Origin of the sequence: Thermospira aquatica (assembly GCF_023525255.1) — a bacterium.
Taxonomy (GTDB): domain Bacteria; phylum Spirochaetota; class Brevinematia; order Brevinematales; family Thermospiraceae; genus Thermospira; species Thermospira aquatica.
This window is the reverse complement of the sequence record NZ_CP073355.1, coordinates 1718704-1736687: the sequence shown is the minus strand read 5'-3', so window position 1 is coordinate 1736687 and position 17984 is coordinate 1718704. Positions and strand designations below refer to the sequence as shown.

Here is a 17984-nt window from a genome sequence, read left to right as displayed (position 1 = left end):
CATCAAAGCTTTTGAATAATGGCCAAAAACACCAGAGGCTCAGAACCCACGTTGCGAATAGCATGTCCTTCTTGTGGACCTGTGACCACCACATCCCCCACGTCTACTGATGTCACTTTTTCCCCCTCGATAACCTCACCATGACCCTCAAGGATGATATAGTACTCCACCTCTGACTCATGATAATGATAACCAATACTTGCCCCTACAGGAACCTCAATTCGTGCCACCAGGCGGGCATGATGAAGCCTCTCCTCAGGAATAAGATGGGTGAGGGAGATAACTCCCTCACCTCCTCGCATCTTCTCTCGTGTTTCTCTTTTATGATCTGCAAAGCGATACACCATAGGTATTTCTCCTTACTTCTTAATAAGGATGAACTCCACACGGCGATTCTTTCGTCGGCCCTCTTCGGTTGCATTATCTGCAACTGGATACTGGAAACCAAAACCTTTTGTCGTCATACGACGAGCCGGAATACCCTTCTTCACAAGATAATCTTTTACAGCCTGTGCACGCTGGAGAGAAAGCTCGAGATTTCTCTGTTCACTTCCAATATTATCCGTATGTCCATGAACTTCGATCTCATAGGCACTGTATTTTTTGAGAATCTGGGCCAAACGATCAAGGATTGGCATCTTGGCACTCCTCAGGTTTGCTTTGCCAAACTCGAACTCAATACTATTGATACGAATACGTAAACCAAGCTCCGTTTGTTCCACAAGGATATCCACAGGAATCACACCCGCATTCGTCGTTAGAGTGTTCCCCACGGTATCCTCAACAGTGAGTCTCACAGTATAATCCTGAGCAGACTCTACCAATTCTCCATTGTCAGAGCGGCCATCCCAGCGGATCGTGGGTGCAGGATTCCCCTCACCTTTAAATATCTTAAAGGGCTTTTTGTCCGGATCGAGAATCACCATCTCCCACTGTTTCACATTCTGAGGATCTTCTGTTAAAAGATGAATATAAAGAGTGTCATTTTCACCATCATTATCAGGGGAGAAAAGGGGCGGGTCAAACTCAAAAGTGAAAGCAGGAGGTGTGTTATCCAGAATCACCCTTGATTCTGCCTCTGGCATATGGCCGCTCTCATACACTACCTTCATCTTGAAGGTATAAGGACCATCCTTTACCACTTTCTTTTGTTCATCTTTTCCGTCCCATGTGAAGTTGGTAGGCAAATCAGCCTTCCCTTCCCAACGGTAAACCACTTCACCGAGGTCATTTCCTATCTCAGCCGACCATTTCTCGATCCCCTGTCGCTCAGAAACCATTGGCTGGAAGCTTACTGTCTGTCCTTTGAGCGCAGAAAAAGATTGTTTGTCTAAATTCACAAAGAGAGACTGTTTCTGTGTGGTAAGCACAATTCCCTTCGCTGAAAGGATAGTCTTATTCCCCGCAAGATCCTCACCATACAACAAATAATCATACACACCATCCGAAAGAAGTTGTCCTTTGGCATCCGTCCCATCCCAGGTAAGAGAAGAAGGAATATTCGTCTGCCAAGTCCAGGAGAGCACCACATCGCCACTTGCGTTACGGAGCTCTGCTCTCCATCGATCCGAAGAAGATACCTGCTGATCAAGTTTTAAAACATCTTTGTTGCCATCCCCATCAGGAGAAAAGATCCTATCATACAGGGCTATACTTCCCGATGGAGCTGTGACATCCAAAACAAGAGCATTCGTTGAAGATGTTCCCTGGTTATTGATCTCATCCCGGGCTGTCATGACCACAAAGTACTTCCCTTCCGGTACAAGTGTCCCCTTATCCGAGGTCCCATCCCAGACAATCTTTTCAGGAACCGGAACGGCTGCTTTTTTCGCCCAGAGCTTTTTCCAGAACCGAACAAAATCAAGACCTATATCGCGCTCCTCTTCAGAACGGAAGCTGCGAACTACCTCATTGTTCTCATTGTAGATCTTGACTTCCCACTTTTGTACAAGGCTTTCGTCTTTTATATTGACCGCAAGCTCAACAACATCTTTATTGCCATCATAATTTGGAGAAAAGTAGTATACTCCATCAACCAGATCAGAGGAGGCTACCTTGAAATCTACAACAGGAGGCTTTTCATCAATATAACCAAACGCTACCTGAACACCTGCCATATGCATAGCTGAAGAAGTGTTATTGAGTGTTACAGGGTTATAAGAGTAAAAAACCTCAAAAGGCACCTCGTTGATCTTGTAGGCAAACGACGCACCCAGAGTATAAAAATTCACGCCATTTCCGAACCACCCCAACCCGTTGTTTCCAAGCACCAGTCCCCCTCGCAGATAAAGATGATCAACAATCGAAAAGGTGGTATAGCCAATTCCATAAACTTGAAATGGCCATACATCCAGATTGAGTTCTGTCCCTGTCTGAGCCTTCAACCATCCATAGTCCATCCATGTGCCTGATATACCACCCCGTATTCCAATAGCGGGAACCGGGGTATCAGCAAGAACCTGCGCTGGCTTCCCCAATCCCTTGAGGGTAATCCCAACCACGTTATCCTTAAAACCTATCCCTTTATCAAAAGGAGCAAAGCTTTTCCGCAGACGCACAATAGCACCAATATCCCCTCCAACAGCAATATCCATCTGATTAGAACCGGCACCATGAACCATCATATACCCATCAAAACCAAAAGAAAGATAACGATCAATAGCCTTGCTAAAACCAACAAAAAAACCATTCACTCCACCAAGACTCTCCGGTCCATTCAGGAGTTTTCCCCCCACAGAGAGCACACCAGTTGGAATAGGCATAGAAAAACTCCCATTCACAAGCGACTGCCAGGGAGAAATACCCACCTGAAGAGAAAGATTAAGTCTTTGAACATAGGCTGGAGCGGCAGGATTCAAAAAGAGATAACTACTCCTCTCATCCGAAGTAACACCTGCATACCCATTTCCCGAACCTGCTGGAGTCACCCCAAGATAAATCCACTGACTTCCATCAACAATAGCCCCTGCTAAAGCTGGAAACAACCCCAATACAATCCACATTTTTTTCATCACCTTCATTCTATCCTCCTCTTATTGTTTTTTTATCCCTTATTTCATCTTCTCCTTGTAGTACTCCTGGATCGCTTGAACATCAAGACTTTTCCCTCTTTCGGCAAGTGCCTCTACCGCTGCATAAATCGCCGAAACAGTTGTAATCAATGGGATATGATTCTGGATTGCCTGCCGGCGGATATACGCATCATCGTGGTGCGCCTTCGAACTTGCGGGGGTATTGAGAATCATATGTATCTGATGATTTTTTAACAAGTCAAGAATATCTGGCCTACCCTGTCCCAACTTAAATACCATCTCGCAGGGGATTTGGTTTTCCTTGAGATATTTAGCTGTATTCTCTGTTGCAAGAATATGGTATCCCATCTCAACAAGTCTGCGAGCTGCATCAACAATCTTAGGTTTATCTCTATCATTCACAGTAATCAGGACATTGCCACTTGTAGGATAGGTATCTCCTGCCGCCATCTCAGCCTTGATAAAGGCACGAGCAAAGTTTCTATCAATCCCCATAACTTCACCGGTAGATTTCATCTCCGGTCCCAAAATAACATCCGCCTTAGGAAATTTCTGAAAAGGAATCACCACTTCTTTCACGGAAACAAAATGGGGTTTTTCATACAGAGGAAGACCAAGGCTTTTAATCGTAGCCCTTCCCATCACTATCTGAGTAGCCAATTTTGCCCACGGTCTCCCTGTAGCCTTGCTTACAAAAGGCACGGTACGGGAAGCACGGGGATTCACCTCAATAAAGTAGAGCTCATTATCCTTGATAGCATACTGTACATTCATAAGCCCCTTCACCTTCAGTGCCTTGCCCATGGCAATCGTCTGATGAATAATCGTATCCACCATCTCCTTTGAAAGAGAGACGGGTGGGAGAACCATCGCAGAATCTCCCGAATGGATACCTGCCTCCTCGATATGTTGCATGATTCCCGCTATCACGATATCTTCACCATCCCCCAAGGCATCCACATCCACTTCCTGGGCATCATCGAGAAATTTATCGATAAGAACAGGCCCATCTTTAAGCGCCTCTATCTCTTCCTGAAGGTAGCGTTCCAGATCCTCACGGTTGTAAAGGATCACCATAGCCCGGCCTCCAAGCACATACGAAGGACGCGCAAGAATAGGATATCCCACCTTCTCGGCAAGATCAGCCACTTCGTGAATATTTCGCGCAATGGCAGAAGGCGGTTGTTTAAATCCCAGCCTTTCCACGAGATCACGAAAACGATCTCTATCCTCAGCTATATCAATGGCTTCACTTGAGGTCCCCAGAATAGGAACACCAGCCGCCTCTAAAGATTTTGCGAGCTTAAGCGGGGTTTGTCCACCAAACTGAAGGATAACCCCAAGAGGTTTTTCTTTTTCATAGATATTCATCACATCCTCAAAGGTTAACGGCTCAAAGTAAAGCCTGTCTGAGGTATCATAGTCTGTGGAGACTGTTTCTGGATTGGAATTCACCATGATGCTCTCGTAGCCCATGTCCCGAAGAGCAAAGGCCGCATGCACACAGGCATAATCAAATTCGACCCCCTGACCGATACGATTGGGTCCACTCCCGAGAATCATCACCTTCTCTTTAGGAGAAAAGCGCACTTCATCTTCATCTTCGTACGTGGAATAATAGTAAGGGGTTCTTGCTTCAAACTCTGCAGCACAGGTGTCCACCAGCTTGTAAGTGGGCAATACCCCAAGAGACTGACGCTTCTGACGAACATCCACTTCTCCAACACCATACCACTCCGCTATCTGGGCGTCGGAAAAGCCGTACTGTTTTATTTCTTTAAAATCTTCTAACGTAAGGGAATCGAGCGTCCTCTGAGAATAAACCTTCTCAACTTCAAGGATCTCAACAAGTTGTTTCAAAAACCAGGGATCAATACCAGAAAGTTCATAGACTCGCTCAATAGACCACCCACGAAGGAAAGCATCCTTGATATATAAAACCCTATCAGGGCTGGGGATTCTGAGTTTTTCTTCTATAAGCATATCAGCGTCAAAATTAACCATACCACTTTTTTCCCAGCCTCTCCATCCCTTCTCGAGAGAGCGAAGTGCCTTTTGAAAGGCTTCTTTAAAGGTACGACCGATAGACATCACCTCACCCACCGATTGCATTTGAGTTCCCAACACCGGAATCGTTCCCTTAAACTTCTCAAAATTAAAACGGGGCACTTTCACCACTACATAGTCAAGGGTTGGTTCAAAGGACGCAGGTGTCTCTTTGGTGATATCATTCTGGATCTCATCGAGGGTATAGCCTACCGAAAGTTTGGCAGCAATCTTGGCTATAGGAAATCCAGTCGCTTTCGATGCCAGCGCAGAACTTCTCGAGACACGGGGATTCATCTCGATCACCACAACTTCCCCATCTTTTGGGTTTACCGCAAACTGAATATTTGATCCCCCTGTCTCCACACCAATCTCACGTATAATAGCTATAGCATAATCTCGGAGCCGTTGATACTCTTGATCGGTAAGTGTTTGTGCTGGCGCTACCGTAATCGAATCCCCCGTATGTACTCCCATGGGATCAAAGTTCTCAATCGAACAGATAACAACCACATTATCATTTTTATCTCGCATCACCTCAAGCTCATATTCCTTCCAGCCTATGAGCGAACGATCGATCTGGACTTCGCTTTTCAACGAAAGTTCAAGTCCCTTTTTCACAATATCAACAAATTCTTCCTGGTTATAGGCAATACCACCACCTGTTCCTCCCAGGGTATAGGCAGGGCGAATGATAGCAGGAAAACCAATATAATGCATCACCTCGAGAGCCTCTTCCAGCGAATGCACCACACGACTGACTGGCACTTTGAGTCCAATACGTTCCATGGCTTTGTTAAACTCGGCACGGTCTTCACCCTTTTTGATCGCATGGTATTGAGCACCAATCATCTCAACCCCATACTTTTGCAGAACGCCACTCTCATAGAGTATAACTGCCGTATTCAGAGCCGTTTGTCCACCCAGGGTAGGCAAAAGAGCATCCGGTCGTTCCCTGGCAATGATCTTTTCGATAATCTCAGGGTCTATAGGTTCAATATACGTCCTATCAGCAATCTCAGGATCGGTCATGATAGTCGCCGGGTTTGAGTTTACCAGAATAACCTCGTACCCTTCCTCTCGCAGAGCTTTACACGCCTGAGTTCCAGAATAATCAAATTCACACGCCTGACCAATAACAATCGGACCAGAACCTATGATAAGAATTTTATGGATATCCGTTCTTTTCGGCATCCCTATCCCTCCAAAAAAATCCAAAACTCCAGTATTATAAGGCAAAAAAAAGAAAAAGTCGAATGTTTGAGATCAATTTTTATTTTGAAAAAACCGAAATAAAAAAACAAAATCATGAGGCACTCTCTGATACTAACCGTGAAAAGGCTATAGCAAAGTAAAAGCTTTTCTCTCACAACATGGTAATAGTCCTGGAGCTCTCTTGGTATCGCGACATGGTAAGAAGACATATCCACACCCTCAAGCGGATAATACCCAAAAGTGGTTAAACGTTTAATCTATCATGAAAAAAGCCATGACACTTTCACAGTTTTTCAAGATCTCGTTTCCTCTTCAACCCTGCCCCTAGATTCCCTTTTTCCCTTTTTTTATTGACAATTATCCGCTTACACCGTATCCCACACCATCATCGCCAAAACTCTCGTGAGCTCGATATTTTTTTTTATTTTCTGTTTTCTCCCCATCTCCCTGGACCATCATCCCTGGAGCGCCACACGTGAAGCCCCAGGGATGAACAGAAAACCGCTACGGTCCAACATTATCAGGGGTATTGGCATCACTTCCTGTTCCCCAGATCACCCCATCAAAATTCTCAAAGACACTATTGTTGGTATAAATCCCATACCCTATATTTCCCCTGTTGGTCGTATTGTCAAAGAAAATCACAGAGTTTTTGAAATAGACTCCTCCCCCATATGCACCTGACATTGCCCTATTATGATGCACATCTGCGGACAAGGTATTTGTAGGAGAAGAGTTGAAGTAGATACCACCACCACTTCCCGCCTCGTTACTAAAAATTTCTCCGCCTATACGATTTGAAAGAGAGATCGTCAAATATACCCCCCCTCCAAGACCATTGCTACTAATATTCCCCATACCCCCTCCCACATTTGTTGCACTATTTGCATACAGATCACCAAGGATAACATTCGTATGAGAACTTGCTACGTAAACCCCTCCCCCATTAAAATTTGCCTTGTTGTTGGAGATGATCATGTTGGTAAGTATGGTATTCGTCGTCTCATAGAGAAGGAGACCACCACCACAGGCATGAATTCCTGAACCATTAGCTTTTCCATTTCTTACAACAAAGTTGTTTACCAAAATATTACGCGCATTAGACACAACCATCACATGCTTAAGAGTATCTTTGCCATCAAGAGAAGTTGCCATGTTGGTCATAGTAAAATCAGGATCATACCCTCCTTCCAGGATAAATCCGGAAATGTTCGTAATATATACCCCTGCTTCACTACTTTCAAGTCCATCCCCTGGTTCATAAACCCCGGAAGCCACCTTCACACGAGGAATATTGTACTGGACGGCTCGGCTAATCCCTACCTGAATGGTTTTTACCGATTTGTTGGCACTGATTCCGTCGTTCGCATCATCTCCCCCCTTGCTCACAAAGATGGCAATATCTCGAACAGCTTTCACACTTATCATATTGGTTTTCCCACTACTTGCAATGGCGATAACATCTACCAGGTTGGTTAGAAGTGGTAAAACCGCCGTAAATGACCATGTTGTTGTGCCAGAGGCGTTTTCCCATTCCCCACCATTGGTACGAAACTTGACCGCTGTGATACTATATGTGGCTCCAACGGATGCGGTACCTTGAAACAAAAGCTCATCATAAGCCGTCGTAAAATTGGTACTTGCAGGCGCTGAGGTGTTGGATTCGTTTGTCCTTGCTCCGTGGACTTGGACACCGAACAAGAAAAAAGAAACGTCCCCACAATTACCCATAAACACCCATAACTCCCAAACATTCCCTTCATAAAAAACCTCCTTACAATTTTTTAAGCTCACTTTCTTTTTCAGATTATTTCAATTTATTGTACCCCCTTTTTTTAAAAAATCAAATTTTTTTGCTTTTTTTTCAATTTTTTTTGCACAGAGAAGGGTTTTCATTTTTCTCCAGCCAAAAAAACGTAAGAACTTTCTCTTTTTTCAACACATCATATACACACCATCGCGCAAAAGAAGTAAACTTTCATGTTTTATCTTCAAGAAAAGACCTTTCTCTAAAAGACTTCCCATGATCACACCCTATTTTTTACTTCATCTCCTCCCGGGAAACAATAGCCTCAGAGAGACTCTGTGTCCCCGTTTGAGGCAAGAACACCCCAATCGGAACACCACGAGCCAAAACAGTAAAACGAAGACCATAGCCAGCAAGTCTCTCCCGTACATACTGCGCTGTTGCATCCCCCTCCGTTGTCGGACTCGTGGCAAAAAAAATCTCTTCTACTTTTCCTTGCTCAACTCGAGCTACCAGTTCCTCAATTCGTAGCTTGGAAGGAGTTATCCCATGAAGAGGAGAAATCACACCCCCAAGAACATGGTAAAGACCATGGAACTTTTTTGTCGCTTCGATATAGGTAATGTCGAGAGGTGTTTCAACTACACATATAACCGAACGATCCCTTGTTTCATCTTCACAGATGGCACACACCTCACCATCGGAAAAATTCCCACACACCTGACAAATATGCGTCTGTTCTCGAAGATGTATCAAAGCATCAGCCAGCCTTCGACAATACTCCACAGATTGCCCCAGAAAAAAAAGTCCCATCCGTTCAGCCAGCCGTGTTCCTATCCCGGGAACACGGCTCCACGCCTCAACAAAACGGTGAAGGGGGTCGTTCATGTTCTATTCCTTGAAGAAATCAGCAAACCCACTATTCTTCATCTTTTGCTTGACAAGTTTGTCTATCTCCTTGCCGGCAGCCTTGTGAGCTTCCTTCACACATTTTGCCAGCTCATCGGGGGTAATCTTCATAGCATCATCAGAAAATTCAATATTCTTGAGCCCCTTTTTGCCATCGAGGGTCACCTTAACATATCCCTTACGAGATACCCCTGTTGCTCGAAGCTCTTCCATGATTTTTTCAGCCTCTTTCGCAGCCTGTTGCATTTTTGCCAGATCCTTCAACTGATCAAAAGCACCCATACTCTATCTCCTTGTATTGTTTTCTTTCTCTTTGTGAAACATTTTCCCTTCAAAAAGCTTTAAAGCATACTCAGAAACTGAAACCTCCCCATGCTCTCTTTGAGCAAGGTTTTTTTCCTCTTGTTTTTCTTGAACTTTTTCTTGTTGAACTTTTTCTCCAGGAGGGGAAGCCATCTGCTTTTTTTCTCCGGCTTTGTCACCAGACGAAAAGGAAACAGGTTTTTCTCCCTTCATAGAAACAGCGACATGTACAGGGATGTGAAGTTTTTTACTCAAGATCTCCGATATCTTCGCTGCTGTTTTTGAAAGATAATCAAAAACATATCGAGACTTCACAATAACAGCCAGAGTGGTTCCATCCCATGCCACAGACTCAATATCCTGGGGCATTTTTTTTGTGAGAAGCGAAGATTCCAGCAAAGCATACAATGCCTGCTGTGGTTCCCCCTCTGCAGGAAAATCCTGCCTTTGCAAAACCAATCCCTCATTTTTCTCCTCAACAGCAGGTGAAAAGGCTTTTTCTTCTGCTGGAGAAGCTGAAAATTTCTCCTGAGATGAAGATTCTTTGGGTTTCGAAACCGTAGCAGAAGATATCTGAGAAACAGAGGGTTTTTGAGAGGCAGTTTGCCTGGAGGACACTCCCTGAGAAACAACTGACAGGGATCCTGTTCCCACTCGTTTCAAAAGCTCATCCCGAATCTCAGCCAGAGGAATCATATTTCTAAAATCCATCATCTGTACAAAGAGAAGCTCAGCTGCAAGCCTATCGTATTGATCGGATCGAAACCCTCGTAAAAAATCCGCCATAACTTGCATGAGACGCACCATATCCTTTTCATCCACAGAGGCAAACAACTGCTTCAGTTGAAAGTAATGTTCCTGTGTGATATCAAGGAGATCATCATCCGCTGCTAAACGTTTTACGAGAAGTCCCTTTTTAAGAAAACCGACCATTCCCCAGATAAGATCCTTCACATCCCCAAAATTCTGAAGATAGTCATCTATAGATCGCAGGATAGCTACCATATCTTGATTCACAATCCCATTCCATAAAGCCTGGTAAAAACTTTCCGGAGAGCTGCCAAGCACCTCTCGAACAGCAGAAAGAGACAATCTCCCTTCTGTATAGATCACTACCTGATCGAAGATACTCTCAGCATCTCTCATAGATCCTGCCCCGGCCTGGGCAATCTCGTAGAGTGCTTCCTTTTCATAGCTTATACCTTCTTGCTCACAGATATGCATCAACTGGTGGGTTATCTTGGTCACAGGGATCTTTTTAAAAACATAATGCTGACAACGGGAACGAATCGTTGGAAGAAGTTTTTGCACTTCCGTTGTGGCAAGAATAAACACAACATGGGGGGGTGGTTCCTCCAGCGTTTTGAGAAGAGCATTCGAAGCCTCGGTGGTCAACATATGCACTTCATCGATAATGTACACCTTATACTGGAGCTTTATAGGCATATAATTTACTGTATCCCGAAGATCACGAATAGCATCGATACCCCGATTCGAAGCACCGTCTATTTCAATCACATCAATTGCAGAACCTTCGTTGATAGAAACACAGCTCTCACAAATATTACAAGGTTCTCCATCCTTCAAATTCAGACAATTCAGCGCCTTGGCCAAAAGCCGTGCTGTAGAAGTCTTACCCACTCCACGGATACCAGAAAACAGATATGCGTGCGCAATCTTTCCCGTTTGCAGTGCGTGTTTTAACGCCTGAGCAAGCGCTTCCTGCCCCACCAGGGCATCAAACCGTTGTGGTCGCCATTTTCTCGCTGTTACCAAAAACTTCTCTTGCTTTTCCATACCTAAAAATTATAAGAGAAAGATCGCAAAAAAGCAAAAAGCTCCCCACTTCCCCATAAAAAAAGGCCGTCTTTTCCAGACGACCTCTTTTGCTTTCTATTTCTTGAACCAGGGGTTCTTGCGCGCAAAAACCTCCATCGGAAGCCCAAAAAGCTTGATAAAACCCTTGGCATCCTTCTGGTCATAGTTACTGCCAGCCTCAAAAGTCGAGAGATTTGTATCGTACAACGACTGCTCAGAAGCTCGCCCAACCACCACACAGTTCCCCCTATAAAGCTTCAATTCGACCGTTCCAGAAACCACTTCCTGAGTACTATCAATAAAACTCTGAAGAGCGACACGGAGTGGATGGAACCACTGCCCGTAGTAAATCATCTCTGCGAATTTGATCTCCACCATCTGCTTGTAGTGCATCGTATCCCGTTCCAGAGTAATCGATTCCAGTGCCTTGTGTGCCTCTATAAGAAGAGTACCCCCTGGGGTTTCATACACACCGCGAGATTTCATCCCTACAAGACGGTTTTCCACGATATCCACGATCCCAATACCATGCCGGCCTGCTATGGTATTCGCTTCCTGAAGAAGCTTCACCGGATCCATACGCTTCCCGTTCAGAGCCACGGGAATACCCTTTTCAAAGCTTACAGAAACCATCTCTACCTGATCATCCAGTTCAAAGGGATCCTTACCCATCAAAAACATCGAACTATCATACGAGCGAGTAATATCTTCTAAAACCCCACCTTCATACGAAATATGATAAAGGTTCGGATCCATACTGTATGGCTTTGATTTTGTTACCGGAACCGGTATCCCATGTTTCTCAGCAAAATCAATCAAATCACTGCGAGAGGTAAAAAAGTTGTCTTCTTTCCATGGAGCAATAATCTTGAGATGCGGTGCAAGCGCACGATAGGTAAGTTCAAAACGCACCTGATCATTTCCCTTGCCTGTCGCACCATGAGCCACGGCATCAGCACCCTCTTTGAGGGCAATCTCCACCTGCTTTTTGGCAATAATAGGACGGGCAAGCGAGGTACCCAAAAGATATTTATACTCGTAGGTTGCATTGGCTTTTATAGCAGGAAAAACCGCCTCTTCAACAAACTCCCTCTTGAGATCCTCAACATATACTTTCGATGCGCCAGTACGAAGAGCCTTTTCTTTGATAACGGCCCAATCTTCTTGCTGACCCACATCCGCAACATACGCAATAATCTCCGCATTATACTGTTCCTTGAGCCAGGCAAGAATAACAGAAGTATCCAGCCCTCCAGAATACGCCAATACAATCTTCATAGTCACCTCTTAATATTGATACTCTACAAACGTCAATTCAGCATTGTCGATAATCCGCTTGACCACATCTTTGGGTAAACGAATATAAAGCTTATGACCATGTGAATCGTTATACTTTCCTGTCATAATCAGGAGACTGATGGCTGCCGAATCGATATAGTGCACATCACTAAAATCAAATACAAAATAGGAAATCTTCCCGGCAGATACATCCTTCTCGATATCTCCCTTAATATTATTCAGGAAAAAAATCGTAAAATCGCCATGAACGCTATAAATGGCGGCATTATTTTCAACTCTGCGTTCATACTGCATACATTACCTCCCACAGTCTTTTCAACTCATATTATACGACAAAAATTTTTTTTAGCAATATTTTAGAGAGAAATTTTTGTGATACTCTCTACGCCACCCATATACGGACGCAAAACCTCAGGTATAACAACACTTCCATCTGGTTGTTGATAGTTCTCTAGGATAGCCACAACGGTACGCCCTACAGCCAGTCCTGAACCATTTAAGGTATGAACAAACTCAAGCTTGCCCGTAGATTCACGACGGAAGCGGATCTGAGCTCTGCGAGCCTGAAAATCAAGACAATTGGAAACAGAGGAAATTTCCCTGTATCGGTTTTGTCCAGGCAACCATACCTCAACGTCGTAACACTTGGCAGCAGAGAAACCCATATCTCCTTGCGAAAGCACCACCACCCGATGAGCAAGACCTAACCTCTTAAGAATCTTCTGTGCCTGCTCAACCATCTGTTGGTGTTCCTTCTCCGAATCCTCCGGTCGACAGATCTTCACCAGCTCTACCTTATTGAATTGATGCTGACGAATAATGCCCTTGGTATCTTTACCATAGCTTCCTGCCTCTTTACGAAAACTCGGCGCGTACGCTGTAATCCACCTTGGAAGATCCTTTTCAGTGAGAATCTCGTTCTGATAAATGTTGGTAAGCGGTACCTCAGCAGTTGGGTTGAGGTAGAGATCCTCGCCTTCTATATGATAAAGATCCTCTTTAAACTTGGGAAGTTGTCCTGTACCCTCCAGACTGCTGCCTTTGATGAGAAAGGGTACAAAATACTCCTCATACCCATCTTCCCGATGTGTGTCAAGCATAAAGTTTATAAGAGCGCGTTCCAGACGAGCCCCTAAACCTCGATAGAGCGTAAAACCACTCCCGGCAATCTTGGCACCACGTTCAAAATCAAGAATTCCGAGAGTTTCTGCAATTTCGTCGTGTGTTCTGGGAGAAAATGAAAAAGAAGGAACATCCCCCCAGCGACGAATCTCCTGATTAGAGGTCTCATCCTCACCTACTGGCACATCATCCATCGGGAGATTAGGAATCATCATGAGTTTCCCTGTAAGTGTCTCTGAAACCTCTCGTTCCTGACGCTCAAGATCGGAGAGCTTCTCTCCCAGTTTGGCCACTTCACTCATCACTGCTGAAGCATCACCACCTCTCGATTTGATAACCCCTATCTCTTTTGATTTTTGATTTTTCTCCTGGCGGAGAACATCACCTTCTTTTTGGAGAGCTCGCCGTTTCTGATCAAGAGCTACCACCTCGTCAAGAAGTGAAGGATCCTTGAGCCTATAGCGAAGTTTTTCCCTCACCAGAGTTTCATTCTCAACAATAAAACGAATATCAAGCATAGAGTCTCCTTGAGATTATTTCCCGTAACGTTCCAGAACAAGTTCAACGTAGCTGACAGATACCTTGAGGGTTGAGGCTATCTCATCCACATTCCATCCCTCTTTTCGTAAGCGAAGGATGGCTTTCACGGTATCCTGATCCGATTGCGATTTAGAAATTGGTTCTCCGCGACTTGGTCTTACAGCATCCTCCTGGGAAGCACGAATACGTTCCAGTTGATTCTGAAGCTCTGCCACCCAGGACCGCATTTTCTGTAGTCTTTTCCCTTCTTCTTCGATCTGGATAAGCATCTCTTCCAGGTTCTCTATCTTGTCTGCGGCCTCAAAAAACTTGTCCTGATTTCCCAGGACTTCCATGATCTGCCCCTGAAAGTTTTTGAGATCCTCTTCTAACTTTCGCGAGAGTTTGTTCAAAAGACTGATGCGCTGCTCAGCGTCCTGAAGCTTTGCCTGAACAGAAGCAAAAGATTCTTTTGTCTCTTCGATTTCACTGAGGATCTTCACCACCACGTCACGCTTCTTTTCGAGATCGGCAAACTTCGCCTGAAGATCACCATACAGCTTAATAGCCTCTTCCAGCGTATTTTTCATGTCTTCTGCCTTTTTATTCTGCTGTTCGGCAAATGCAAGAAGTGCCTGGGTTTCCTTTGCCTTTTCCATTGCCCGTTCCACTGTTTCCTTCATCTGAAGCGATTCTTTTTTGTGAAGAAGGAGATTGTTGAGAATATCATCAAGTTCTCTACGTTCTTTTTGCACTCCTTCGAGTGTTCGTAAAGCATCGGCAAGTAATCGGCGTTTCTCCTCTATCTCCTGATAACTCGAACGTATTGTCTCAAGGGTAGCTTCTGATTTCTCTGCCACCACCTCAGCACGTTCGAGAAGTTGCGTCTTCTTCATAAACGCATCATATTTTGATTCAATGTCTTTTAACTTTTTCAAAAGTTCTTTATAATCATCCTGAATATTGCCTTTGTACTCCTCACGGATAGCTTTCAGTTCTTCGGAAAATCTTTGAATGGTTAGTCGCGTCATAGAAACAGTGGACTCTGCATCTTCTTTTGATTTTTTTAGAAGATTTTCAATACTTGTAGAAAGAAGGTTTACTTTGCGATTCAAGGTATTTTCAAGTTCGGCCATGTCTTGCTGGTATTTTTCTACAGCATTTTGCTCCAGAGTGAGGAGATCATCCCTCAACGCGTCCGCCCGCTTTGAGTAGGCACTGAGATCTTTGTCCACATGGGTAAAGAAAGATTGAATCTTGCCCTCCATATCAGAACGGTAAACGGCTATACTACTCTCAACCTGTTCAGAGAGTTGCTTGAGAAGCTTTTTTACTTCCTCATCTACCTGTTGGGGAAGTTCACCAAGACGACTCTGCTGGATTCGAAGTTGTTTATCCATATCTGAAAAGATTTTACTCTGTTCAGAAAGCCTCTTCTCAAGGTTCTCAAAAGCAAGCATGTACTCATCACGTCGTTTGAGAAAATCCTGGGATGCCTTCTCAAGATACGATTTCAGGGTTTGCTCAAGCTCTGTCTGAAATCCCTGGATCTTTTGAGCAATATCCTGATCAACTTCGATGGCCACCTGGTCACTTTTTTTCTTCAACACGGCTATGGCTTCTTCAATCTTGGCTAGGGATTGTTGAAACTCCTTTTGCTCCTCTTCCAAGGCTGACTTGAGTTTTTCTGTCATACTCTTTTGCTGTGCTGCAAGTTCCTGTTTAAATTCACGAATTGTATCTTCAAGTTCGATGATTTCTCCTTTACTTTTATCAAAAAGCTCCTGATAATCATCCAAATACGTTTGCCTTACCTTATCAAGGTAACTATCAATCTCACGTGTTCGCTTGTTGAGAATCTCCCGAAGCATATTCTCAATCTGATTACTTTGATTGGTAAGACTGTTTACACGACTCTCCATCGAGGCAATATCCTCTTTTAGCGCTTTATTGGTGGTATCAATAACCTGCTGGATCTGCTGCTGGTAGAGCTTAACATTTTCTTCAAGAGAACGGAGATACTGACTTACCTTACCAGACGATGCCTCGGTAACAGAGATCATTTCTTTTTCTTTTTCTTCTATCTTGTTCATCAGTTGTGCAAGGAGATTTTCTGCTGTCTGCTGAATCTTCTGCTCACTCGAAGCCGTAAAGCTTTCCAGACGATTCCTTGTATTCTCAAGCTGACGATGAAGTTCTTCAAGTTTCTTTGCAAAATCCTCTGAGGAGTTTTTCCACGTCATATACCACTCTTTGGCTACACCTTCGATGGCTTTTTCTACATCATGGCGTGTGGTAGAGATCTTTGATTTCATCTCTTCCGCTGTCTGCTCCAATTTGTTAAGCCATTCATCTTTGTTATCAGTAAGTTCATCCACAACCTCTTTATTTACCTTTTCAATCATAGCTTGCATCTCGTCTACTTCATTACGGAGAGAGATAAGCTCTTCTTTACCCTTCTCCAGTGCCTCTTCATACTGCTGCGTTAAACGATTCGAAAAACTCTCAAGATAATCATCTACCTGCGACGTCTTTGACTCAATAGATGCCTGATACTCCTGTACCATACGCTCTAATGCCTGCTTCTGCGTCTGAATCGACTGCGAAAGCTGTTGACTCTCTCGCTGCACAAAAACCCTTATCTCCTGAAGCTTCTCCTGTAACTCCTTTGATATCTTGTCCCATACCGCCTTCGTCTCCTGCGTCGTCCCCTTCACCAGCTGTTCATGTTCCTGCTTCAACATAATAACACGCGACTCTAATTCCTTGCCCGTCTCCGTTACCTGTCGAAGCCACGTATCCTTATATGAACTAAATTCACCCTTAAGATCCTTGTCTATCCCTTCAACCCTCGCCTTTACCTCATCAATATACTTCTGGAGAGAAATAAGCTCTTCTTTGCCCTTCTCCAGTGCCTCTTCATACTGCTCTTTTAAACGATGAGAAAAACTCTCAAGATAATCATCTACCTGCGACGTCTTCGACTCAACAGATGCCTGATACTCCTGTACCATACGCTCTAATGCCTGCTTCTGCATCTGAATCAGCTGACCCAAACTCTGGATCTCAATGTTGATCGATTGACGAAGATCCTGAAACTCCTTCTGGGTTTCAGATTTTTTATCTTTTATAAGCTGGTCATTTTCTGCCAGCCTCTGATTAAGAATTTTAACAGAGGTATTAAACTGCTGTTCGAGGCGCTTGAGTCCCTCCAGAAACTGATTTTCAAGGTTTTTGGTTTTTTCAAGCAACTGGCTCTCTGCACTCTGCCGAAAGGTTTCAAGCTGTTTGGCAAAAAGTGCCTTGTTCTGAGCAAAAATCTTCTCTCCTTCTTTTTGAGCATTTGCTTCCTGTTCACGGAGTTGACTCTCCATCTGGTTCAATGCGCTGTTGGAAAGCTGGCACAATTGTTGCATCTGAAGGTTTCGAGGCTTGGCCGTACTTCGTACTTTTCGATCTTTCACATTGTCCTGAGCCCAAACACGAGATTGTTCGATATCACTTCGAACCGTCTGGGCAAACTTCTTTGTCTCGGCAAGATCCTGCTTGATCTCAGCCATCTCACGCTCCAGGGCCACAAGTTGTGCCATACGTGCTTCCATTGCCTGGAGATCCTTTTCGTATCCCTGAGCAGCCTTGAGCTGAATCTCGAGGCTTTTCTCAAGCTGCTTTGTCCGATCCATGAAATCTTTAAATTCAGCAATTTTCTGGTTGATAAACTGAGAAGCCTTGTCAAGTTTTTGCAGAGAAACATCGAGTCCTATTGTTTTGTCATAGAGTTCCTTTTGTTTAGCATCGAAAAGACGCTGTATCTCCTGCATAGAATGCTGAACAAAGTTTTTGAGCGTCTGAAGTTGGACATTTTTTTTATCTATTTTCCGGAAATAAAAAATAAGAAACAAAGACACCATTGTCGGAAATAGAAAACTCAATAGTGTATCCATCCCACTCCTCCTTATGGAGCTTTTTCATTG

Annotated in this window: 11 protein-coding genes; all 11 read right to left on the bottom strand. The window is 44.1% G+C overall.

From position 1 onward, the window contains the following. Positions 1-2: 2 nt before the first annotated feature. Positions 3-347 (bottom strand): cupin domain-containing protein, encoded by a 345-nt coding sequence (locus KDW03_RS08315; RefSeq protein ID WP_271434620.1) that lies wholly within the window; start codon positions 345-347, stop codon positions 3-5. A gap of 12 nt (positions 348-359) precedes the next feature. Further along, on the bottom strand, positions 360-3020 hold the full coding sequence (locus tag KDW03_RS08310; RefSeq protein ID WP_271434619.1) for an OmpA family protein: 2661 nt from the start codon (positions 3018-3020) through the stop codon (positions 360-362). A 30-nt stretch (positions 3021-3050) separates the two neighbouring features. Next, positions 3051-6272, bottom strand: coding sequence for a carbamoyl-phosphate synthase large subunit (carB, locus tag KDW03_RS08305; RefSeq protein ID WP_271434618.1), 3222 nt, complete (start codon positions 6270-6272; stop codon positions 3051-3053). 525 nt (positions 6273-6797) lie between these two features. Beyond that, a complete protein-coding gene (locus KDW03_RS08300; protein WP_271434617.1) occupies positions 6798-7994 on the bottom strand; it encodes a right-handed parallel beta-helix repeat-containing protein in 1197 nt (398 codons plus the stop codon). Positions 7995-8334: 340 nt separating this feature from the next. Beyond that, entirely contained in the window at positions 8335-8928 is a 594-nt protein-coding gene (recR, locus tag KDW03_RS08295; RefSeq protein ID WP_271434616.1) for a recombination mediator RecR, read from the bottom strand. 3 nt (positions 8929-8931) lie between these two features. Next, entirely contained in the window at positions 8932-9231 is a 300-nt protein-coding gene (locus KDW03_RS08290; protein WP_271434615.1) for a YbaB/EbfC family nucleoid-associated protein, read from the bottom strand. 3 nt (positions 9232-9234) lie between these two features. Continuing rightward, positions 9235-11028, bottom strand: a complete 1794-nt coding sequence (dnaX, locus tag KDW03_RS08285) for a DNA polymerase III subunit gamma/tau (protein WP_271434614.1) — start codon at positions 11026-11028, stop codon at positions 9235-9237. Between the two features lie 117 nt (positions 11029-11145). Then, positions 11146-12348, bottom strand: a complete 1203-nt coding sequence (locus KDW03_RS08280) for an argininosuccinate synthase (protein WP_271434613.1) — start codon at positions 12346-12348, stop codon at positions 11146-11148. Between the two features lie 9 nt (positions 12349-12357). Next, complete coding sequence (locus KDW03_RS08275; protein ID WP_271434612.1) at positions 12358-12663, bottom strand: STAS domain-containing protein; 306 nt, start codon at positions 12661-12663, stop codon at positions 12358-12360. A gap of 62 nt (positions 12664-12725) precedes the next feature. Continuing rightward, on the bottom strand, positions 12726-14009 hold the full coding sequence (serS, locus tag KDW03_RS08270; RefSeq protein WP_271434611.1) for a serine--tRNA ligase: 1284 nt from the start codon (positions 14007-14009) through the stop codon (positions 12726-12728). A gap of 15 nt (positions 14010-14024) precedes the next feature. Then, a complete protein-coding gene (locus KDW03_RS08265; protein ID WP_271434610.1) occupies positions 14025-17954 on the bottom strand; it encodes a SpiroCoCo family coiled-coil protein in 3930 nt (1309 codons plus the stop codon). Between the last annotated feature and the right edge of the window lie 30 nt (positions 17955-17984).